Annotated in this window: 23 protein-coding genes; all 23 read left to right on the top strand. The window is 41.7% G+C overall.

Going from position 1 to position 19522, the window contains the following annotated elements; translation table 11 throughout:
• The first annotated feature begins 195 nt into the window (after positions 1–195).
• The 23 genes from spoIIR to murA all read left to right on the top strand — a co-directional run bounded on the left by spoIIR (position 196) and on the right by murA (position 19438).
• Complete coding sequence (spoIIR, locus tag FHR85_RS06055; protein WP_167261974.1) at positions 196–792, top strand: stage II sporulation protein R; 597 nt, start codon at positions 196–198, stop codon at positions 790–792.
• 57 nt (positions 793–849) lie between these two features.
• Positions 850–1266 (top strand): hypothetical protein, encoded by a 417-nt coding sequence (locus tag FHR85_RS06050; RefSeq protein ID WP_167261973.1) that lies wholly within the window; start codon positions 850–852, stop codon positions 1264–1266.
• Positions 1267–1335: 69 nt separating this feature from the next.
• The gene (locus tag FHR85_RS06045; RefSeq protein ID WP_167261972.1) at positions 1336–2358 is read left to right on the top strand and encodes an L-threonylcarbamoyladenylate synthase; all 1023 of its coding nucleotides are present in this window, start codon (positions 1336–1338) and stop codon (positions 2356–2358) included.
• 83 nt (positions 2359–2441) lie between these two features.
• Positions 2442–2984, top strand: a complete 543-nt coding sequence (locus FHR85_RS06040) for a manganese efflux pump MntP (protein ID WP_167262042.1) — start codon at positions 2442–2444, stop codon at positions 2982–2984.
• A 72-nt stretch (positions 2985–3056) separates the two neighbouring features.
• Positions 3057–3497: a low molecular weight protein arginine phosphatase gene (locus tag FHR85_RS06035; RefSeq protein WP_243864176.1), complete on the top strand. Its 441-nt coding sequence runs from the start codon at positions 3057–3059 to the stop codon at positions 3495–3497.
• Entirely contained in the window at positions 3494–3934 is a 441-nt protein-coding gene (gene rpiB, locus FHR85_RS06030; protein ID WP_167261970.1) for a ribose 5-phosphate isomerase B, read from the top strand. Before FHR85_RS06035 ends, rpiB begins: the two co-directional genes overlap by 4 nt.
• A gap of 538 nt (positions 3935–4472) precedes the next feature.
• Positions 4473–5018, top strand: a complete 546-nt coding sequence (locus FHR85_RS06025; RefSeq protein ID WP_167261969.1) for a TIGR01440 family protein — start codon at positions 4473–4475, stop codon at positions 5016–5018.
• A gap of 51 nt (positions 5019–5069) precedes the next feature.
• Positions 5070–6317 carry a serine hydroxymethyltransferase gene (locus FHR85_RS06020; RefSeq protein ID WP_167261968.1) on the top strand — a complete coding sequence of 416 codons (1248 nt, stop codon included), beginning with the start codon at positions 5070–5072 and terminating at the stop codon, positions 6315–6317.
• Positions 6318–6423: 106 nt separating this feature from the next.
• A complete protein-coding gene (gene upp / locus FHR85_RS06015) occupies positions 6424–7053 on the top strand; it encodes a uracil phosphoribosyltransferase (protein ID WP_167261967.1) in 630 nt (209 codons plus the stop codon).
• A 272-nt stretch (positions 7054–7325) separates the two neighbouring features.
• A complete protein-coding gene (locus FHR85_RS06010; RefSeq protein WP_167261966.1) occupies positions 7326–9434 on the top strand; it encodes a S8 family serine peptidase in 2109 nt (702 codons plus the stop codon).
• 202 nt (positions 9435–9636) lie between these two features.
• Positions 9637–9852, top strand: a complete 216-nt coding sequence (locus FHR85_RS06005; protein WP_167261965.1) for an AtpZ/AtpI family protein — start codon at positions 9637–9639, stop codon at positions 9850–9852.
• Complete coding sequence (locus tag FHR85_RS06000; RefSeq protein WP_167261964.1) at positions 9849–10238, top strand: ATP synthase subunit I; 390 nt, start codon at positions 9849–9851, stop codon at positions 10236–10238. The genes FHR85_RS06005 and FHR85_RS06000 overlap by 4 nt, the downstream gene beginning before the upstream one ends.
• Before the next feature lies 1 nt (position 10239).
• On the top strand, positions 10240–10962 hold the full coding sequence (gene atpB / locus FHR85_RS05995; RefSeq protein WP_167261963.1) for a F0F1 ATP synthase subunit A: 723 nt from the start codon (positions 10240–10242) through the stop codon (positions 10960–10962).
• A gap of 49 nt (positions 10963–11011) precedes the next feature.
• The gene (gene atpE, locus FHR85_RS05990) at positions 11012–11221 is read left to right on the top strand and encodes a F0F1 ATP synthase subunit C (RefSeq protein ID WP_167261962.1); all 210 of its coding nucleotides are present in this window, start codon (positions 11012–11014) and stop codon (positions 11219–11221) included.
• A gap of 178 nt (positions 11222–11399) precedes the next feature.
• A complete protein-coding gene (gene atpF, locus FHR85_RS05985; RefSeq protein ID WP_341770936.1) occupies positions 11400–11921 on the top strand; it encodes a F0F1 ATP synthase subunit B in 522 nt (173 codons plus the stop codon).
• Positions 11918–12463: a F0F1 ATP synthase subunit delta gene (locus FHR85_RS05980; protein ID WP_167261961.1), complete on the top strand. Its 546-nt coding sequence runs from the start codon at positions 11918–11920 to the stop codon at positions 12461–12463. The genes atpF and FHR85_RS05980 overlap by 4 nt, the downstream gene beginning before the upstream one ends.
• A gap of 17 nt (positions 12464–12480) precedes the next feature.
• Complete coding sequence (atpA, locus tag FHR85_RS05975; protein ID WP_167261960.1) at positions 12481–13989, top strand: F0F1 ATP synthase subunit alpha; 1509 nt, start codon at positions 12481–12483, stop codon at positions 13987–13989.
• 37 nt (positions 13990–14026) lie between these two features.
• Positions 14027–14887 (top strand): ATP synthase F1 subunit gamma, encoded by an 861-nt coding sequence (gene atpG / locus FHR85_RS05970; RefSeq protein WP_167261959.1) that lies wholly within the window; start codon positions 14027–14029, stop codon positions 14885–14887.
• Between the two features lie 36 nt (positions 14888–14923).
• A complete protein-coding gene (gene atpD, locus FHR85_RS05965) occupies positions 14924–16321 on the top strand; it encodes a F0F1 ATP synthase subunit beta (protein ID WP_167261958.1) in 1398 nt (465 codons plus the stop codon).
• Between the two features lie 56 nt (positions 16322–16377).
• On the top strand, positions 16378–16779 hold the full coding sequence (locus FHR85_RS05960; RefSeq protein WP_167261957.1) for a F0F1 ATP synthase subunit epsilon: 402 nt from the start codon (positions 16378–16380) through the stop codon (positions 16777–16779).
• A 387-nt stretch (positions 16780–17166) separates the two neighbouring features.
• Complete coding sequence (locus tag FHR85_RS05955; RefSeq protein WP_424923980.1) at positions 17167–17394, top strand: DUF1146 family protein; 228 nt, start codon at positions 17167–17169, stop codon at positions 17392–17394.
• 59 nt (positions 17395–17453) lie between these two features.
• Positions 17454–18104 carry a YwmB family TATA-box binding protein gene (locus FHR85_RS05950; protein WP_167261955.1) on the top strand — a complete coding sequence of 217 codons (651 nt, stop codon included), beginning with the start codon at positions 17454–17456 and terminating at the stop codon, positions 18102–18104.
• A 35-nt stretch (positions 18105–18139) separates the two neighbouring features.
• On the top strand, positions 18140–19438 hold the full coding sequence (murA, locus tag FHR85_RS05945; protein ID WP_167261954.1) for a UDP-N-acetylglucosamine 1-carboxyvinyltransferase: 1299 nt from the start codon (positions 18140–18142) through the stop codon (positions 19436–19438).
• Positions 19439–19522: the final 84 nt, after the last annotated feature.

Here is a 19522-nt window from a genome sequence, read left to right as displayed (position 1 = left end):
TTTTGAAATAATTGGGCGACTTCAAAAATAAAAGAGCGCCCTCGACTATTAAATGTGCGACTCAGACCCCAATATGTGCGCCCGACTCAATCACCCTAATCAATTTCAATCATTCTATCATAAATCTAGATGTATATCTGCATGAAATCTCGGAAATGATGAGATTACAAGATTACGAGAAAGGGTTGAGTGGGGATGCGAGTTGTTATTTTAGTATTAATTGGACTTATATTAATGCCGGTTTTTTTGGTAGATACAGTGGCTGATGAAGAAGAGGAATCTGATTTTGTGGTGATTCCAGATGAAGCGATTAGACTTCGGATTTTAGCGGATTCAAATAGTGAAAAGGATCAAGCAGAGAAACGCCAAATTCGAGATGAGGTCAGTGAACAAATTACGGAGTGGGTTGAAACACTAACATCAATAGATAAGGCGCGAGCAACGATTAAACAAAACTTGCCAGAAATCGAAGCGATTGTAGATCAAAATACAGAAGATTCCGTTTCAGTAGAATTTGGAGAGGTGATGTTTCCGGATAAAGTTTACGACCGTTTTGTTTATCCTGCAGGTGAATACGAAGCCATTTTAATCACGCTTGGAGAAGGTGAAGGTGACAATTGGTGGTGTGTTTTATTTCCGCCGTTATGCTTTGTAGAGTTTTCTGATGGTGGCGCAGTTTTAGAGCATGATGAAGATACGGGATCTAAGCAAAAAGAGGCTGAGTCAGAAAAAGAAGAGGAACGGGAAACCACCTTTTTCATCTGGGAATGGCTCAAGAATCTATTTAATTAAGCATAAATTGTGAGAACGTCTCATAGCTTAATAGAAAAAGGCAAGGAGGCGTTCTAAATGTTGACAATAGAACCGATTCAGGATGTATCTGAAGACGTGTTAAATCATTTTTTTACGGAGGAACAAAAGCCGGTCCACCAATGGGAATGGGATTACGGTTATCTAACGTTGATTGACGATGAGGCGATCGCTTTCTTCGTATTGGACCCTGTTAGTCAAAAAGATGCATGGTTGAGACGCCTGTGGGTAAAAGGTGGCTCTAATCCTGCGCTTATGTTAATGATGTTTGAATGGATTGGGGATTACGCTGTCAAAGCGAACTTCCATAATTTATACACGCATCTCGATGATCCGAGTAAGCAAGTGTTACTCGAAATGAATCAATTTAAACCATCAGAAGAGGCGCCTGTTGAAAACAAAGATCAGCAAGGCTATTGGTATGTAAAATCTTTAAACGTTCAAACCACATCATGACGATTGCACTTTCGTCGTTTTCCTTCCATAATATAAATTAGCGATGGACGAGAGAAAAGGAGTACGACGATGGAAACGAAACATTGGACAAGTCATGAGGAACTTAATAATCAGGCGATCCAAGAAGCGGCTGAGCGTTTAAAACAAGGTGAAACGATAGCTTTTCCGACTGAAACGGTTTACGGCTTAGGAGCAGATGCGACGAATGATCATGCTGTTTCGCAAATCTTTCAAGCAAAAGGTCGCCCAGCTGATAATCCGCTCATAGCGCATGTTGGTTCGAGCGATTTGATATATGATTATGTAACGGACGTATCAAAGGATGCCCAAGCCTTAATCAATGCGTTTTGGCCAGGGCCTTTAACGCTTATTTTACCTGCTAGATCAAAACTTGCAGAAAACGTAACAGCAGGTTTGACGACAGTAGGGTTTCGTATGCCGGATCACCCCGTTGCTTTGGCGTTGCTTCAAGCTGCGAACATACCTGTTGCAGCGCCTAGTGCCAATCGTTCAGGGAAACCGAGCCCAACAGCGGCTGACCATGTTTTGCATGATTTAGGCGGAAAAATTCATGGCGTATTAGATGGTGGAACGACGGGCGTGGGTGTTGAATCAACAGTTATAGACATGACACTTGATCCGCCGATGATTTTGCGGCCAGGTGGCGTCACACAAACGGAAATTGAAGCTGTAATCGGTCCTGTTAATCTAGCACCGTCTTTACAAGCAGAGGATGATGCACCACGTTCTCCGGGGATGAAATATAAACATTACGCACCTGATTGTCCGATTTGGATTGTAAATGGTGGAACTGAACGCATGAAACAAGTGGCGCATGACTTACAACAAGAAGGCAATCGAGTTGGCTTTATGGTGAGTGATGAGCGCGCGACGGAATTGGATCAAGATCACGTCTATAGACTTGGTTCACAAGAGGATTTACTAGCCATCACGCGTCATTTATATGACCGTCTACGTCAGATTGATGACTCAGATTATGAGGTTATTCTGGCTGAAGCATTCCCGAAAGATGGAATCGGCGAAGCTTTAATGAATCGTCTGGAAAAAGCAGCGAGCGAAACAATTGAATGATTCATCATACGCGTTCTTCTAAACAGAAACGGACGAGCATAGATTAAACTAGAATGCTCGACGTTTAGGAGGACTCGCGTGTGATGTTTTTTTATGAGAGTGTCGTTCCTTATGTGTTAATAGCTTTTGCAATCGGGATGGACGCATTTTCCGTCAGTTTAACTGTTGGCATGACCCACCGACGATTAAGATGGTGGCTATACTTTATCGTACTTGTTGGGGCATTTCATGTCATGATGCCCTTAGCTGGCATTGGATTTGGTGAATTTTTATCAGAACAGTTTGGTCAAATGGCTCAACTCATTGGCGGTTGGTTGCTAGTAGCGATTGGTATCCAAATGGTGATCTCGACGTTTTGGCAACATGATGTGAACAGGCCTTTATCTGTTTTTGGCTTAATGGTACTTGCTTTTACAGTTAGTTTAGATAGCTTTTCAGTAGGCGTTTCGATTGGCATGATTGGTGCACATGTTTTTGTGATTGCGGTCATGTTTGGCCTCGTGAGTATGATGTTAAGTTGGTTAGGCTTAATGTTGGCTCGTCATAGTCGGAAATGGTTTGGCGTTTATTCTGAAGCATTCGGTGGGCTTGTGTTGACGGTGTTAGGTTTACAGATGGTGTGGTAAATGACATGACAAGGCGCGCTTTTTCAAGTAGAATAGAAATGGATGAAAAGTAGGAGTCAGGGGGGAAGCGCGTTGCATCGTGTATTATTTGTTTGTACAGGCAACACGTGTCGCAGTCCAATGGCTGAGGCAATTATGAAAGAGAAATATCCAGAAATTGATGTGCAATCAGCCGGCATGATGGCACCACATGGTCAACACGCCAACGACAAAGCAATCGAAGCAATGGAAGGAAGAGGCATGATTCAAGATCATATCTCACAGCCTGTTACCCGTGAATTATTAAGTTGGGCTGATCTAGTTTTAACCATGACAAGCCAACATAAAGAAGCGTTAAAACTAGAATACACGAGCTTTGATGATAAAGTGTTTACGTTAAAAGAATTCCTCGATGAGCCTGAACATGATATTGCTGATCCAATTGGGCTTGATACTGAAACATATGAAAACACACGCGAACAATTAGAGTACTATATTGATTTATTAGCACAGAAAATGGAGGAAGAAGCATGAGAGTTATTTTAGCATCAGACCACGGCGGTCAAAACTTACGTGAAGACATTGCAAATCTATTAGAAGAAATGAATATTGAATTTGAAGATATAGGTTGCGACTGCGAAGGGTCCGTTGATTACCCTGATTACGGGATCCCAGCAGCTGAGCGCGTAGCAAGTGGCGAATTTGATTTCGGCATCGTCATTTGTGGGACAGGCATTGGCATGTCCATTTCAGCCAACAAAGTAAAAGGGGCGCGCTGTGCCCTTGTTCACGACGTCTTTAGCGCAAAAGCGACCCGTCAACATAATGACGCTAATATTCTTGCGATGGGTGAACGCGTCATTGGTCCAGGCCTAGCACGCGAAATCGTCACGACTTTCTTGTCAGAATCCTATGAAGGCGGGCGTCATGCGAATCGTGTTGAAAAAATGATGGCGTACGAAAACCAATAATGGATTGATGACCGAGGTGCTCTGAGGGGTGCTTCGGTTTTTTCTGCTGTGAAGTTATTAAATTAGTCAGTTTAATTATTAGGATGGGACAAAAGGATATTCAATTGTGCAAAAGACGAATGTTTCAAAATCATATCAGTTAACTACTTATGAAGCGGAATCAAAACACGTAGACGCCTGCGGGAACAGCACGCGTCTCGAGACCCCGCAATCCCCGCCTTTGGGCTGAGGAGGCTCGAGCCGTGCCCCGGTAAAGGAAACACGGCGATTGCCTCAGCAGAGCCGATGTTGAGCTTATGTCACGTAGAACCAAGCGAAGTGTTTTGATGGAGCGTCATTCAAGCAGAAAACTCGAACGATTTTTTAATTATATTATTTGGGTTTCACTTTGCATTATTATTTTTTGTTTCAGCCTCAGAAATTCCAGCAAAAATCTAATAAACGTATGGCTAACTTAGTCGAATAAAAAACATATACCTATTCAGAATTTTTTGTTATACTTTGAAGTAGAAGAGTGCTCAGGTGAGGAGGGATTCGCATGTCTTTAGAGACGTTTAAATCCGACGTCAAATCGGTGATGGATGCATGGCGACAATCCTATACAGTTAGGCCTGGCAAAATCATGATCATCGGTTGTTCGACCAGTGAGATTAAAGGCGAAGCAATCGGATCAGCTGGAAGCACAGACTTCGCTGAAATTTTGTATAAAGAACTGAAAGCGTTTCAACAAGATACGGGTGTTCACGTTGTGTTTCAATGCTGTGAGCATCTAAACCGTGCGATTGTATTAGAGCGATCGCTGCAACAAACGCTTGGGATTCCGCAAGTTAGTGCCGTTCCTCATGCGAAGGCAGGAGGTTCCATGGCAACTTATGCTTATCACCATATGGACGAGCCCGTTTTAATCGAATCGATCCAAGCTGACCTAGGCATGGACATCGGGGACACATTGATCGGCATGCATTTAAAACCTGTCGCTGTCCCGATTAGATTTCCGATTAAAACACTTGGCGACGCACATGTGACCTACGCTTATACGCGGCCGAAATTAATCGGCGGTGAACGCGCCATCTATCACACGTAATCTATGTCAGCAATCAATTGCTGACATTATATACATAAGGAGGCTTTACTCATGACACATTTACACAATCAGTTAAACGAAGTAGACCCAGACATGCTTAAGGCGATTAACCAGGAGAAGAACCGTCAGCACGACAAAATTGAATTAATCGCGTCCGAAAACTTTGTCTCTGAAGCGGTAATGGAAGCGGCCGGATCTGTTTTAACGAACAAATATGCTGAAGGTTACCCGCATCGCCGTTATTATGGTGGCTGTGAATACGTTGATATTGCGGAAGACCTAGCTCGAGACCGTGCCAAAGAATTATTCGGTGCTGATCACGCCAACGTCCAGCCGCATTCTGGTGCTCAGGCGAATATGGCTGTTTATTTTGCCGCACTAAAACCAGGCGATACGATTTTAGGCATGAATTTAAACCACGGCGGTCACCTTACACACGGAAGCCCTGTAAACTTCAGTGGTAAACTGTATAATGTCGTTGACTATGGCGTTGATGAAAACAGTGAAACGATCGATTATGACGCACTGTTAGACAAGGCGAAAGAAGTGGAGCCGAACATGATTGTCGCTGGTGCATCAGCTTATCCACGCGAAATTGACTTCAAAAAATTCCGTGAAATCGCTGATGAAGTCGGTGCATACTTACTCGTCGACATGGCTCATATCGCTGGCTTAGTTGCAGCAGGACTGCATCAAAGCCCAGTACCATACGCTCATTTTGTGACATCAACCACGCATAAAACATTACGCGGTCCTCGTGGTGGCTTAATTTTATGCCAAGAAGACTTCAAGAAGAAGATTGATAGCAATGTGTTCCCCGGTATGCAAGGTGGACCACTCATGCATATTATTGCAGCAAAAGGGGTAGCCTTCAAAGAAGCGCTTGACCCATCTTTTAAAGACTATTCTAAGCAAATTATTAACAACGCGAAACGCCTTGGTGAAGCTTTAAAACAAGAAGGTATTCGCTTAGTTTCTGACGGTACAGATAACCATCTATTATTACTAGACGTTCGTCCGCTTAACTTAACAGGTAAAGTGGCAGAAGCGGCGTTGGATGAAATTGGCGTCACGACGAATAAGAACACGATTCCATTCGACCCAGAAAGCCCGTTTGTCACAAGTGGCGTTCGTATTGGAACAGCTGCTGTCACTACACGCGGATTTGGCGAAGAAGAAATGGATGAGATTGCATCAATCATTGCCTTCACATTAAATAATCATGAAGATGAAGCGAAATTAGAAGAAGCTAAAGCGCGTGTTCAAAAACTAGCTGATCGTTTTCCGATGTATTCATAATCTAAAAGTGGTGAGAAATTCTCGCCACTTTTTTCTGTGTGCACATTGCAACATTCGTCAGTTTTAGGTAAAATTCAAGAGATATTGTTTAAAGGAGTTGTTTGTTTTGGGTAAAGTTTACGTATTTGACCATCCATTGATTCAGCATAAGTTAACCTTCATCCGTGATAAAGAAACAGGCACAAAAGCTTTCCGTGAGCTTGTCGATGAAGTGTCTGCACTGATGATGTTTGAAATTACACGCGAATTACCGCTTGAAGAAGTTGAAGTCGAAACCCCTGTCGCCACCTCAAAATCGAACGTCCTAGCTGGTAAAAAAGTTGGGATTATCCCGATCCTCCGCGCTGGCTTAGGCATGGTCGATGGTATTGTTGATTTGATCCCAGCCGCTAAGATTGGCCACGTCGGCTTATACCGCGATCCCGAGACACTGAAACCAGTTGAATATTATATTAAGTTACCATCTGATATTCATGAACGTGAACTGATTGTGACAGACCCAATGCTAGCAACAGGTGGCTCAGCGATCGAAGCGATTCATTCCCTTAAAAAACGTGGTGCGACGCATATTCGTTTAATGTGCCTAATCGCAGCGCCTGAAGGGGTTGAAGCCGTACAAGAGGCCCATCCTGATATTGATATTTATGTCGCTGGCTTAGATGAAAAACTAAGTGAAAAAGGTTATATTATTCCAGGCTTAGGCGACGCTGGAGATCGCTTGTTTGGAACGAAATAAAGACAAAACGACAGCCACTGCGCTGTCGTTTTTTACATTCTCGCACGATTGTTAAACAAACGCTCAACTTTGTTAAACATTCTGCCGGGATTATTTCACAATCTCGCTGAAGTGTTTAACAATCCCACAAGATTATGAAACAATGTGCGGCGATTGTGAAATAACATGAATTTTGGCCCTAATATACTTCACTAAAAAACGCATTTCCCATTTCAAGTTGGCGCATAACCCCATCATCTTTCGCTAACCCTAACAAGCGAAGGAGTGGTCGTATGCGTTTTTTATTTGCTCTCACACTAACAATCATTATAACAACATCAACCGTTTCAGCTGAAGACATGACGTGGATTGTCGAAATAGATGGTGACCCCGAACAAATAACCGAGAAGGTTAAGCAAGATTATCCTTTTCTTGAGGTGCTTTATACATACGATACATTGCTACAAGCCGTAGCGATTAAAGGCGCCCAAGACGATATTAAAGACCTTCACCAAGAGTCATGGGTGAATGATTATAATCGCGCACAATCCTATGATTCGCCCGCTATTCAAAATCAAACCCAATCACTCCCCAATGATCTTCCTAATTACCAAGTTGAATCGACTGATGCGACTGGAGAAGGCATCAAAGTCGGAGTGATCGACACAGGAATTGATTATACCCATCCTGATTTGAGCGCCCAGTATCAAGGGGGGTTCGATGTCATTGATTTTGACGAGGACCCCATGGAATCAACGGCAAAAGACGGCATGCCAACCAATCATGGAACGCATGTAGCAGGGATTATCGCAGCTAACGGTGATATGAAAGGGGTTGCCCCTCATGCATCGATTTATGGTTATCGGGCGCTTGGACCAGGTGGTGTCGGAACCTCGGCTCATGTGTTAGCAGCTCTTGAACAAGCAGTGAAAGATGATATGGATATTATTAATTTATCACTTGGAACGAACATCAATTCACCTGATACGCCTCTTTCAAAAGCTGTTAATCAAGCATTTGATTTAGGTCATTTAATCGTTGTTGCATCAGGCAATAATGGGCCAGAGGATTGGACTGTTACGACACCCGCTACGGCTCAAAAAGCGATAACCGTTGGTGCAGGTTATACCGATCAATCACGAGCGATGATTGAGATCTTTGGACGTAAAACCATACCAGTTAGACAAATGCCGCAAAGTGGAACATGGCCGATAGATGAACGCTTTCCTTATCAATATAAAACGGAAGCAAGCGGCTCCGCTAATCTACGAGGGAAAATTTTAATGACAACCAAAAAAGACAGATCCTATACTAAACTCATCACCGATGCCGTTCAAACCAAAGCAGAAGCGTTAATCATTGTAACGAAAGAAGATCCGAATGATTGGTCGGTGACGCCAACCACACTCCCAGTCATTGTTATCACGCGTGAAGAAGCAGAACAACTTCGGGAACACGAAACATGGATCGAAACATCAACTCAAGCCATTAAAGACGGGATTGCTGAATTTAGCGCACGTGGACCTGTGACAAGTGATTGGACGATTAAACCAGATCTATTAGCTCCAGGCGTCAATGTTATGAGCACAATTCCAGGTGGTTACGCCAACTTTCAAGGGACAAGCATGGCTGCGCCTTATGTGACAGGCGTATTAGCTCTCTTGAAACAAACTCAGCCGAATGCAACGCCGGAAGAATTAAAACAACAACTTTTATCACATGCGAATCCGTTCAGCCAAAATAGTCGCCCAAGCGAAGCAGGCAGTGGGTGGTTAGATGTACAATCGTTATTTGAGTCAACTTATTACATCGAATCGAAAAAACTTCAATTTGGTTATCACCAAGCTGATCAGCCATCAAAAACGCAGTCTATTACCGTTCATAATACGGGCGGGGAACCACTAGATGTCACTTGGAATATTCCAAAGCGCCATGAACAGGTCAATTGGGAGATCCCACTTTCAACAACAATTCCAGCTCATTCAGAAAAAACTTTCCCGATTCAAGCGCATTTTCACAAAAAATTCAAGATGAAGGGTGTTCATGAAGGCTATCTTTCATTAAAATTGGATAGTGAGACAGTCAATTTGCCCTATTTAATTGTCGGCGGGTCTGCAGATTTTCCTCGAATCAATGCAGAGATAGCTGTTGAACCTTTCACCGAAGATAAAGCCATGTTAACCTATTATGTAGCTGATTCTTTGAAAGCCCTTTCAATCGATGTGTATGATTCATCATTCACTCACGCTCAAACCATTACAGAACAGTCAGATGTATCCTCAGGAAAACATGAACAAAAAGTTGACATATCCCAGTGGTCGAGCGGATTATACTATGTCATGATCCAAGCAACAGACAATGAACAAACCTACAATCAAAGATTAGAATTTCATCGACCATAAGTCACAAGAATGTCAAAAAAACGAACTATTTTCGCCTTAATATCAATTGACTTATAAAAGGTGCTATTGTATGCTAATCTAGTGTGGAATGATTAGGCTTAAAGACGAAAAATGCTAACGAATGTTAGACAACTCGTCTTAAATGAATAGGTCTAATTCAACATATCGTTGTCTGATTTTATGTGATTGGTAGGTTACGCTTATGAAGTACCCCGTGAAAGGGATGGCCATCACAACCGTTATTCTCAGTCATTTGTCCGGATCAACTATCGTGGGGATCTTTGCAGGGCGATGGCTTGATAGCGTCACTCAGACAAGCCCTCTTTTTTTAATTATCGGGTTGTTCATTGGCTTAGCCGCAGGTGTCTATGGCACGATCAAGCTAGCTAATCAGTATTTAGGAGACGACACATCATGACAGATTACGCCACTATGGCAAACCGTCAACGAAGTTGGATGCTTTACGCGTTAGCGATTTCAGTTGCCGGTTGGGGTTTTACAGACTACGAAACAGTTTTTGCAGGATTAATATTAGGACTAGTAATAGGATTATTCAATCTCTTTTTATTGCAAAAGCGTGTCGATGTGATTGGTGAAAAGGCAGCGAACAACCAAACAGCGAAGTCCTTCGGGTCATTATCACGCTTTGCCGCGGCCATTTTAGTGGTCGTCGTCATTATGCGATTTCCCGAACATTTCAATTTACTCGCAGGAATTATAGGTTTAATGACACCTTATATTGTCATTATGATAGATTTTATATTCCATCACAAAGAGACTACCACTACGAAAAGGGGTGAATGATGTGGATCACAGTTCTCCTACAATCGAAAATGTCTTTGGAATCGGTTGGCTGGATTTCAATTTGTCAAACATTATCATGACATTTGTTGCGTCTCTTATCGTCTTTATTATAGCGGTCATTGGTAGTCGCAACTTACAACGTAAGCCGACGGGATTCCAGAACTTCATGGAATGGATTGTCGATTTCGTGAAAGGCATGATCTCGAGTACTATGGATTGGAAGACAGGTAGACGATTCCTTCCATTAGGCTTAACGCTTCTCATGTACATATTTATCGCCAACATTCTTGGTATTATGTTCATGGTTGTTTACGATGGCGAACTCTGGTGGAAATCACCAACAGCTGACCCAGGCGTTACATTGACACTAGCCGTTATGGTTGTGGCACTAACGCATTATTACGGTGTTAGACTGAAAGGGACAAAAGGTTACATTAAGGAATTCTTCTCACCAATTCCGATTTTGTTCCCACTAAAAATTATTGAAGAGTTCGCGAACACATTGACGCTAGGTATGCGTCTTTACGGTAACATCTATGCAGGTGAGGTATTATTAACGCTACTTGTCGGCTTTATGGCCACAGGTGCAATGGAAACAGTCGCTGGTGTTGTACCAGCCTTATTATGGCAAGGGTTCAAACTATTCATTAGTGGTATCCAAGCATTTATTTTCGTGATGTTAACCATGGTTTATATGTCTCATAAAGTGAGCGAAGACCATTAACATTATAAAATAATACTAACTTTTTAATATCCAAGAGGAGGAATTTTCAATGTCAGGAGCATTAGCAGCTGCAATTGCAGTAGGTTTAGCGGCACTTGGTGCTGGTGTAGGTAACGGTTTAATCGTAAGTCGTACAGTAGAGGGTATTTCACGTCAACCAGAATTACGTGGTGCCTTACAAACAACAATGTTCATCGGTGTTGCCCTAGTAGAAGCGGTACCGATCATTGCCGTAGTTATTGCATTCATGGTCATGTAATAAGTCTTTATTGCATGACATTGACATAATGGCGAAGTGATCTTTGAAGCTTCGCCATTCCTTTATGTTAGGTTGTAACAAGATGACTAAAAGGAAACCGAACTTTCGCATAATTGCGGTTGGAGACGTTTTTCCTTTTAAGCCTTAAATGAATGATTAGGCGAAAGGAGTGAAGGCTGTGCTAGACCCACGTTTGTTTATTTTAAACGCAGAAATGGGATTTAACCCTGGTAGTATGATCATCCAGTTTGTCATGTTTATCATTCTTTTAGCAGTGATCACGAAGTTTGCTTGGCGCCCATTAATGAACGTCATGCAAGAACGTGAAGAACATGTCGCAAACGAGATCGATACTGCAGAAAAAAATAGACAAGAAGCTGAGCGTCTCATGAACGAAGCGCAAGACGAGCTACAAGGCACACGTCAAAACGCGCAGAAAATCATCGAAGACGCGAAAGAAACAGCAAAGTCTGAACAACAGACGATGATTGCTGAAGCAAAAGATGAAGCACAACGCATTAAAGATAATGCACGCCAAGAAATCGAGCAAGAGAAAGAGCGTGCTGTCCAAGCATTACAAGAGCAAGTTGGTACATTATCTGTTCAAATCGCAAGCAAAGTTATTGAAAAAGAATTAACGGTGGATGAACAACAAAAGCTGATTAACGAATACTTAGAACAAGTAGGCGAGAACAAATGAGTCAATCAGCAGTAGCTAATCGTTATGCCGTTGCTTTGTTTGAATTAGGAAAAGAACAGACTAACTTACCTCAATTAGAAGAAGAATTAGCGACCGTTCGTCACGTTTTCGAACATGATGAAACGTTATTAGCTTTTTTTGATAATCCACGCGTATCTAAAGACGACCAGAAACAATTTGTGAATGACGTATTTAAAGATGCGTCACAAGCAGTTAAAAACTTCTTGTTCATTTTAATTGATAAAGGTCGAATTAGCGAAATCAGTGATATTATTGCGTCTTTTGTGGAAATGAAGAATGAAGCAGAAGGCATTGCAGAGGCGGAAGTTTATTCTGTTCATGCGCTATCAGACGAAGAACAAGAGCGAATTCGAGAAACGTTTGCGAAAAAGTTAAACAAAAACACCCTTCGCATCCGTAACATTGTCGACGAAAGTATTATCGGCGGCTTAAAAGTACGTGTCGGAAACCAAATTTACGACGGTACAGTTGCTCGTAAACTTCAACGCATTGAGCAGAGCGTTGTATCTGCAAACAAGTAAAGATAGGGGTGAAATGGATGAGCATCAAAGCTGAAGAAATCAGTGCGCTGATCAAGCAGCAAATTGAAAATTATGATTCAGATATAGAAGTCAATGATGTCGGTACAGTTATCGAAATTGGTGACGGTATCGCTCGTGCCCACGGTCTTGACAACGTTATGTCTGGTGAACTAGTTGAATTCTCTAACGGTGTAATGGGTATGGCTCAGAACCTAGAAGAGAACAACGTTGGTATCGTCATCCTAGGTCCATTCACAGAAATTCGTGAAGGAGACGAAGTTCGCCGTACAGGACGTATCATGCAAGTTCCAGTAGGTGAAGATCTAATCGGACGTGTTGTTAACTCACTTGGTCAACCTGTCGATGGTAATGGCCCAATTGAAACAACGACAACGCGTCCAATTGAAGCAAAAGCACCTGGCGTAATGGACCGTCAATCAGTTGAAGAACCGTTACAAACAGGTATTAAAGTTATTGACTCCATGGTACCGATTGGTCGTGGTCAGCGTGAGTTAATCATTGGTGACCGCCAAACAGGTAAAACATCTGTTGCCGTGGACACAATCTTAAACCAAAAAGAAGAGGACGTAATTTGTATTTACGTTGCGATTGGACAAAAAGACTCAACCGTTAGTGGTGTTGTCGAAACATTCCGTCAAAACGGCGCATTAGACTATACAATCGTTGTTAATGCGGGTGCATCAGAACCAGCTCCACTTCTATACCTAGCGCCATATGCAGGTGTATCAATGGGTGAAGAGTTCATGTACAACGGTAAACATGTCCTAATCGTTTATGATGACTTAACGAAGCAAGCGGCAGCTTACCGTGAGCTTTCACTATTACTACGTCGCCCACCAGGACGTGAAGCATTCCCAGGTGACGTTTTCTTCCTTCACTCTCGTCTACTTGAGCGTGCAGCGAAGTTAAGTGATGAAAAAGGTGGCGGTTCAATTACAGCCCTACCATTCGTTGAAACACAAGCAGGTGACATCGGTGCATACATCCCGACAAACGTCATCTCCATTACAGACGGACAAATCTTCTTACAGTCTGACTTATTCCACTCCGGTGTACGTCCAGCGATCAACCCTGGTCTATCTGTATCCCGTGTTGGTGGTTCTGCACAGATCAAAGCGATGAAGAAGGTTGCAGGTACACTACGTCTTGACTTAGCGTCATTCCGTGAGCTTGAGTCATTCGCACAGTTCGGTTCTGATCTTGATAAAGCGACACAAGCGAAGCTAGATCGTGGTCAGCGTACAGTTGAAATCCTTAAACAAGGACTTAACAAACCACAACGTGTTGAATACCAAGTTGCGATTATTTATTCCCTAGTTAACGGATTCTTAGATAGTATTCCAGTTGAAGATGTTGTTCGTTTTGAAGAAGAACTTCATGCTTACATGAAACAACATGGTCAAGAGGTCTTAAGCCATATCCGTGAAACAGGTCAATTACCAGATAAAGATGCGTTCGACAAAGTTATTAGCGACTTTAAGAACACATTTGTCGTATCTAAATAATAAGGAGCAAGTCTCTAAATAAAGGTGGTGAGACGTTGTGGCATCGTTACGAGAGATAAAAACGCGTATAGGCTCGACCAAGAAGACGAAGCAAATTACTCAAGCAATGGAAATGGTTTCAACTTCTAAGTTAAGAAAAGCTGAAGAAAATGCGAAAAATTTCGTTCCATACATGGAAAAAATTCAGGAAGTCGTCTCAAGCATTACTTCAGGTAATATCGAAGTCAGCCATCCCATGTTAACCTCAAGACCGATTAAGAAAACGGGTTATATTGTGATTGCTTCAGACCGTGGTTTAGCTGGACCCTATAACACAAACGTATTACGTAAACTGACTGAAGCGATTGAAGAGCGTCATCAGTCAAAAGACGAATACACGATTGTTCCAATTGGTAAAGTTGCGCGTGATTTTTGTAGAAAACTTGATCATCCAATCGCACACGAAGTCACAGGCTTACCAGACCAACCGACATTCGCAGAAATCAAAGAAATCGCGAATTATGCCGTCGGTCTTTTCGCTGATGAAGAAATAGATGAGTTGAACTTAATCTATAACCACTTTATTAGTGCTATTAGTCAAGAGGTAAAAGAAACAAAAGTATTACCACTGACTGATATCGAAGCTGGTGAGTCACAGACGAGCATGTACGAGTATGAACCAGATCAAGAACAAATTTTAGAAGTCTTATTGCCACAATATGCTGAAAGCCTTGTGTATGGCGCCTTATTAGATGGTAAGGCAAGTGAGCACGCGTCTCGGATGACCGCTATGCGTAATGCAACTGATAACGCAGAAGATATCATTGATGAACTCACGTTATCCTATAACCGTGCAAGACAAGCAGCCATCACACAAGAAATCTCAGAAATTGTTAGTGGTGCAGCAGCACAAGATTAGATCGTTTTTGTATATGAGCAGTTAGGAGGGAAAAGGATGAGTAACGGACGTATAACACAGGTACTAGGCCCAGTCGTCGACGTTAAGTTCGACAATGGTGAACTACCTGAAATTTATAACGCCCTAATCGTCAAAGGTGAAGGCGAAAAAGACCTAACATTAGAAGTCGCCCTACACCTTGGTGATGATGCAGTTCGTACGATTGCAATGGACTCAACTGATGGTTTAGTCCGTGGTACAGCTGTAGAAAATACAGGCGCAGCAATCAGTGTCCCTGTAGGTGAAGCGACACTAGGCCGTGTGTTTAACGTAACAGGTGAACACATCGACTTAGAAGAGCCTGTTTCTAAAGAGAATCGCCATGATTCCATCCACCGTCAAGCACCATCGTTTGACGAGTTAGCGACGGAAACACAAATTCTTGAAACAGGAATTAAAGTTGTAGACTTGCTTGCTCCTTATATTAAAGGTGGTAAGATTGGTCTATTTGGTGGTGCCGGAGTAGGTAAAACCGTTTTAATCCAGGAGCTTATCAATAACATTGCCCAAGAGCACAGTGGTATATCCGTTTTCGCCGGAGTTGGTGAACGTACACGTGAAGGTAACGACCTTTACTATGAAATGAGTGACTCAGGTGTTATTAAGCAGACAGCTATGGTGTTTGGTCAAATGAACGAACCACCTGGAGCACGTATGCGTGTAGCATTAACAGGTCTAACAATGGCTGAATACTTCCGTGATGAACAAGGACAAGACGTTCTTTTATTCATCGACAACATTTTCCGTTTTACACAGGCGGGTACAGAGGTATCAGCACTATTAGGCCGTATGCCATCAGCCGTTGGTTATCAGCCAACACTATCAACAGAGATGGGTCAGTTGCAGGAACGAATTACATCTACGAAGACTGGTTCGATCACATCGATCCAAGCTGTATACGTTCCAGCCGACGACTATACAGACCCAGCACCAGCAACTACTTTCGCACACTTAGACGCAACAACAAACTTGGAGCGTAAGTTGACAGAGCAAGGTATCTACCCAGCGGTGGATCCACTTTCTTCAACATCTCGTGCACTAGACCCGAATATTGTTGGTGAAGACCATTATAACGTAGCGCGTGAAGTGCAAAAGACACTACAGCGTTATAAAGAACTACAAGATATCATCGCAATCCTAGGTATGGATGAGCTTTCTGATGAAGATAAACAAGTCGTTTCTCGTGCACGTCGTATTCAGTTCTTCTTATCGCAGAACTTCCACGTTGCCGAGCAGTTTACCGGTCAAAAAGGTTCATATGTACCGGTTGAAGAAACAGTTAAAGGATTCCAAGAGATCCTTGATGGTAAACATGACGACTTACCAGAAGATGCGTTCCGTCTAGTTGGACGTATTGAAGACGTTGTCGAAAAAGCAAACAACATGGAACAATAATGGGACTTTAAGCGGCATTTAGTTGCCGCTTAATTCGAGCCCAAGGAGGGGTAAGATTGAAAACACTAACTGTGAGTGTTGTCACTCCTGACGGCCCTGTACTAGAAGATTCATATGATATGGTAAGTGTTAGAGCAGAAAGTGGCGAACTTGGTATCTTACCAGGTCACATTCCATTAGTTGCTCCTCTAACCATTAGTGCAGTTCGACTTAAAAAAGAAGGCAATACTGACCTTGTAGCAGTGAGCGGAGGCTTCTTAGAAGTCCGCCCTGATAAAGTGACGATCTTAGCGCAAGCGGCTGAACGACCTTCTGAAATTGACGTTGATCGTGCTGAGTCTGCTAAACAACGTGCAGAACAACGCTTAAATGTAACTAAATCAGATGAAATAGACTTCAACCGTGCAAAATTAGCGCTTAACCGTGCGATTAACCGTATAGACATCGCCAATCAATAAAAAAGATCTGACCCAGCTGGTCAGATCTTTTTTTGCCTCTACATCAGTGAAAATGTTAAACAATCCGGACGAATTGTTTAACATTCTATAGGTATTGTTAAACAAACTAGCGGGAATGTTTAACAATCGAGTGGGATTGTCTAACAATCTAACAGGATTATTTAACAATTGAGTTGAACTGTTAAATATAGCGAGCTAATTGTTCAATATCAGCCGTGTATTCATTTTAAAAAGGAAGAGCCTCAACACTAGCCAAACACATCATAATATGAGAAAATATGACATTGTATGCTATTTATTCGGAATATCCCTTTGAAATTTCCCGGGAAATACATATAAATGTCGAAAATTACCTACGAAAAAACTTGAAGAGGTGTTATAATGTTAATGGAGCAAGGTATTGATGCGTTAATTGGCATCACTTCACACATTATTTTTATTATATTAGCTTGGAAAGCACTTGAAGCGATCAATATCCAAGCTTTATTCAAAAAGAATAAAGAAATCGAAAGCAAATTACTATGGATTTTATTATCAATTGCATTAGGTACCACCGTCAGTAACTTCTTTTTAGACTTTATTAATTGGTCACAACGTTTACCATATTTACTATAATATTAACGTTTAAAAAGGAGCAGCATGGACAACCCTTAAGATAATAGGGGGAATTGTCCATGCGATTTATTTTAGTATTAATGACATTTGTTTTAATGACAACGCCAACAGAAGGTTATTCTGATGCTCAACTTGATGTATCAAATCTATCAAACTATGTAACAGATTGGGAATCAGAACAAACTACTTTTGGCTTAACAATGAAATTGGTTTCTAGTAAAAAAGAACTAAATTCATATAAAAATGTCTTAAAAGATCAAATCCAGGGTAATGACCACCATAAACGTTCTATAATTGACGAATCGTTATCAATGGTTGAAATATCACCTAAACGTAGTCAATTAATCTATCAAGTTGAAACATCAAAATGGAATCAAAAGATTCATGAAGATGTACAACAATTGTTGGAAAAAAGAAATTTATCACTTTTTCGCGAAAATGGGACTCATTTCACTTTCTTTCAAGCTTCATTTGATAGTAAACTCGATAAGAATTTGTTTTTAGAAGAAGTTATTCAAGATTTTGAAGTAGATTTAAAAACGCAAATGCACGAAGAATTATTGACTGTAGTAAGTGGTTACACACCTAATTTACAACAACGTATACCACATGAAAAAGAGCATATTAATATTCAGTTAGCGATTCGCGAAGAGGACGACCGAAAAAATACAGTTACAATCGGCACACCAATCCTCATAATTGAATATTAAATAATATACGGACTATCGACACGGAGGGAAAGATATTGGATAAAATCATCGTATCTGGAGGTAATCGTCTAAATGGCGCAGTAAAAGTAGAAGGTGCTAAAAACGCAGTATTACCTGTAATTACAGCAAGTATAATGGCAAGTGAAGGGAAAACAGTACTTGAAGATGTTCCGCCTTTAGCGGATGTAGATACAATTGGTGAAGTTTTACGATACATGAACGTTGATGTAGAACGTGATGATCGTACATTATATATTGATGCTGAACAAGATCTCAAAACGGTCACACCGTTTGAATATGTTAGAAAAATGCGAGCTTCAGTCCTTGTATTAGGACCTTTACTAGCACGCTATGGTCACGCAAAAGTCGCGATGCCTGGTGGTTGTGCGATTGGTTCTCGTCCGATTGATCAACACTTAAAAGGGCTCGAAGCTATGGGTGCTAACGTAGAAGTAGGTAATGGTTACGTTGAAGCTTTCTCATCAAATCGTTTACAAGGTGCTCGTATTTATTTAGATTTTCCAAGCGTTGGTGCTACTGAAAATCTTATGATGGCAGCAGCCTTAGCTGAAGGTACGACGGTCATGGAAAACTGTGCACGCGAACCAGAAATTGTAGACCTAGCTAATTTTATTAATAAAATGGGCGGTAAAGTGATCGGTGCAGGTACTGAAACGATTAAAATTGAAGGTGTTGAAAAGTTAACAGGCATTACACACAACATCATTCCTGACCGTATTGAAGCAGGTACATTTATGGTTGCTGGTGCAATTACAAATGGTGATATCATCGTTGAAGGTGCGATTCCAGCTCATTTACGTTCTTTAATTGCTAAAATGAAAGAAATGGGCGTTCAGATTGAAGAGTTTGATAACTCAGTGCGCGTCATTGGGACTGAGTTATTAAAACCAATTGATATTAAGACAATGCCATATCCAGGCTTTCCAACAGATTTACAAGCGCAACTTATGACATTAACAATGCGTGCTCATGGTACGAGTGTCATTTCAGAGACAGTTTTCGAAAATCGCTTCATGCATGTTGAAGAATTTAGACGCATGAGTGCTAATGCGAAAATTGAAGGACGAAGCGCAATTGTAGATGGTCCGACTCATCTACAGGGTGCTGAAGTATCAGCTACCGACCTTCGTGCAGCTGCCTCTCTTATCCTAGCAGGGTTGATTGCAGACGGCCATACGACGGTAACAGAACTTCAACATCTAGACCGTGGTTATGTTGAATTCGTTGAAAAACTTCAAGGATTAGGTGCTGACATTGAACGTGTGAATGATCCATTCGTTATGAATGAAGATACTATGGTACAGTCGAACTAATCTATTATATTATAGTCGATTGATTTAAGAAGGGCTCACGTGAGTCCTTCTTTTTTGTGTTCTAGTAACCTCCTTAATTGAATA

Origin of the sequence: Alkalibacillus almallahensis (assembly GCF_011761495.1) — a bacterium.
Lineage (GTDB): Bacteria > Bacillota > Bacilli > Bacillales > Alkalibacillaceae > Alkalibacillus > Alkalibacillus almallahensis.
The sequence above is the reverse complement of the archived record's forward strand: the minus strand, read 5'-3'. Positions and strand labels throughout refer to the sequence as shown.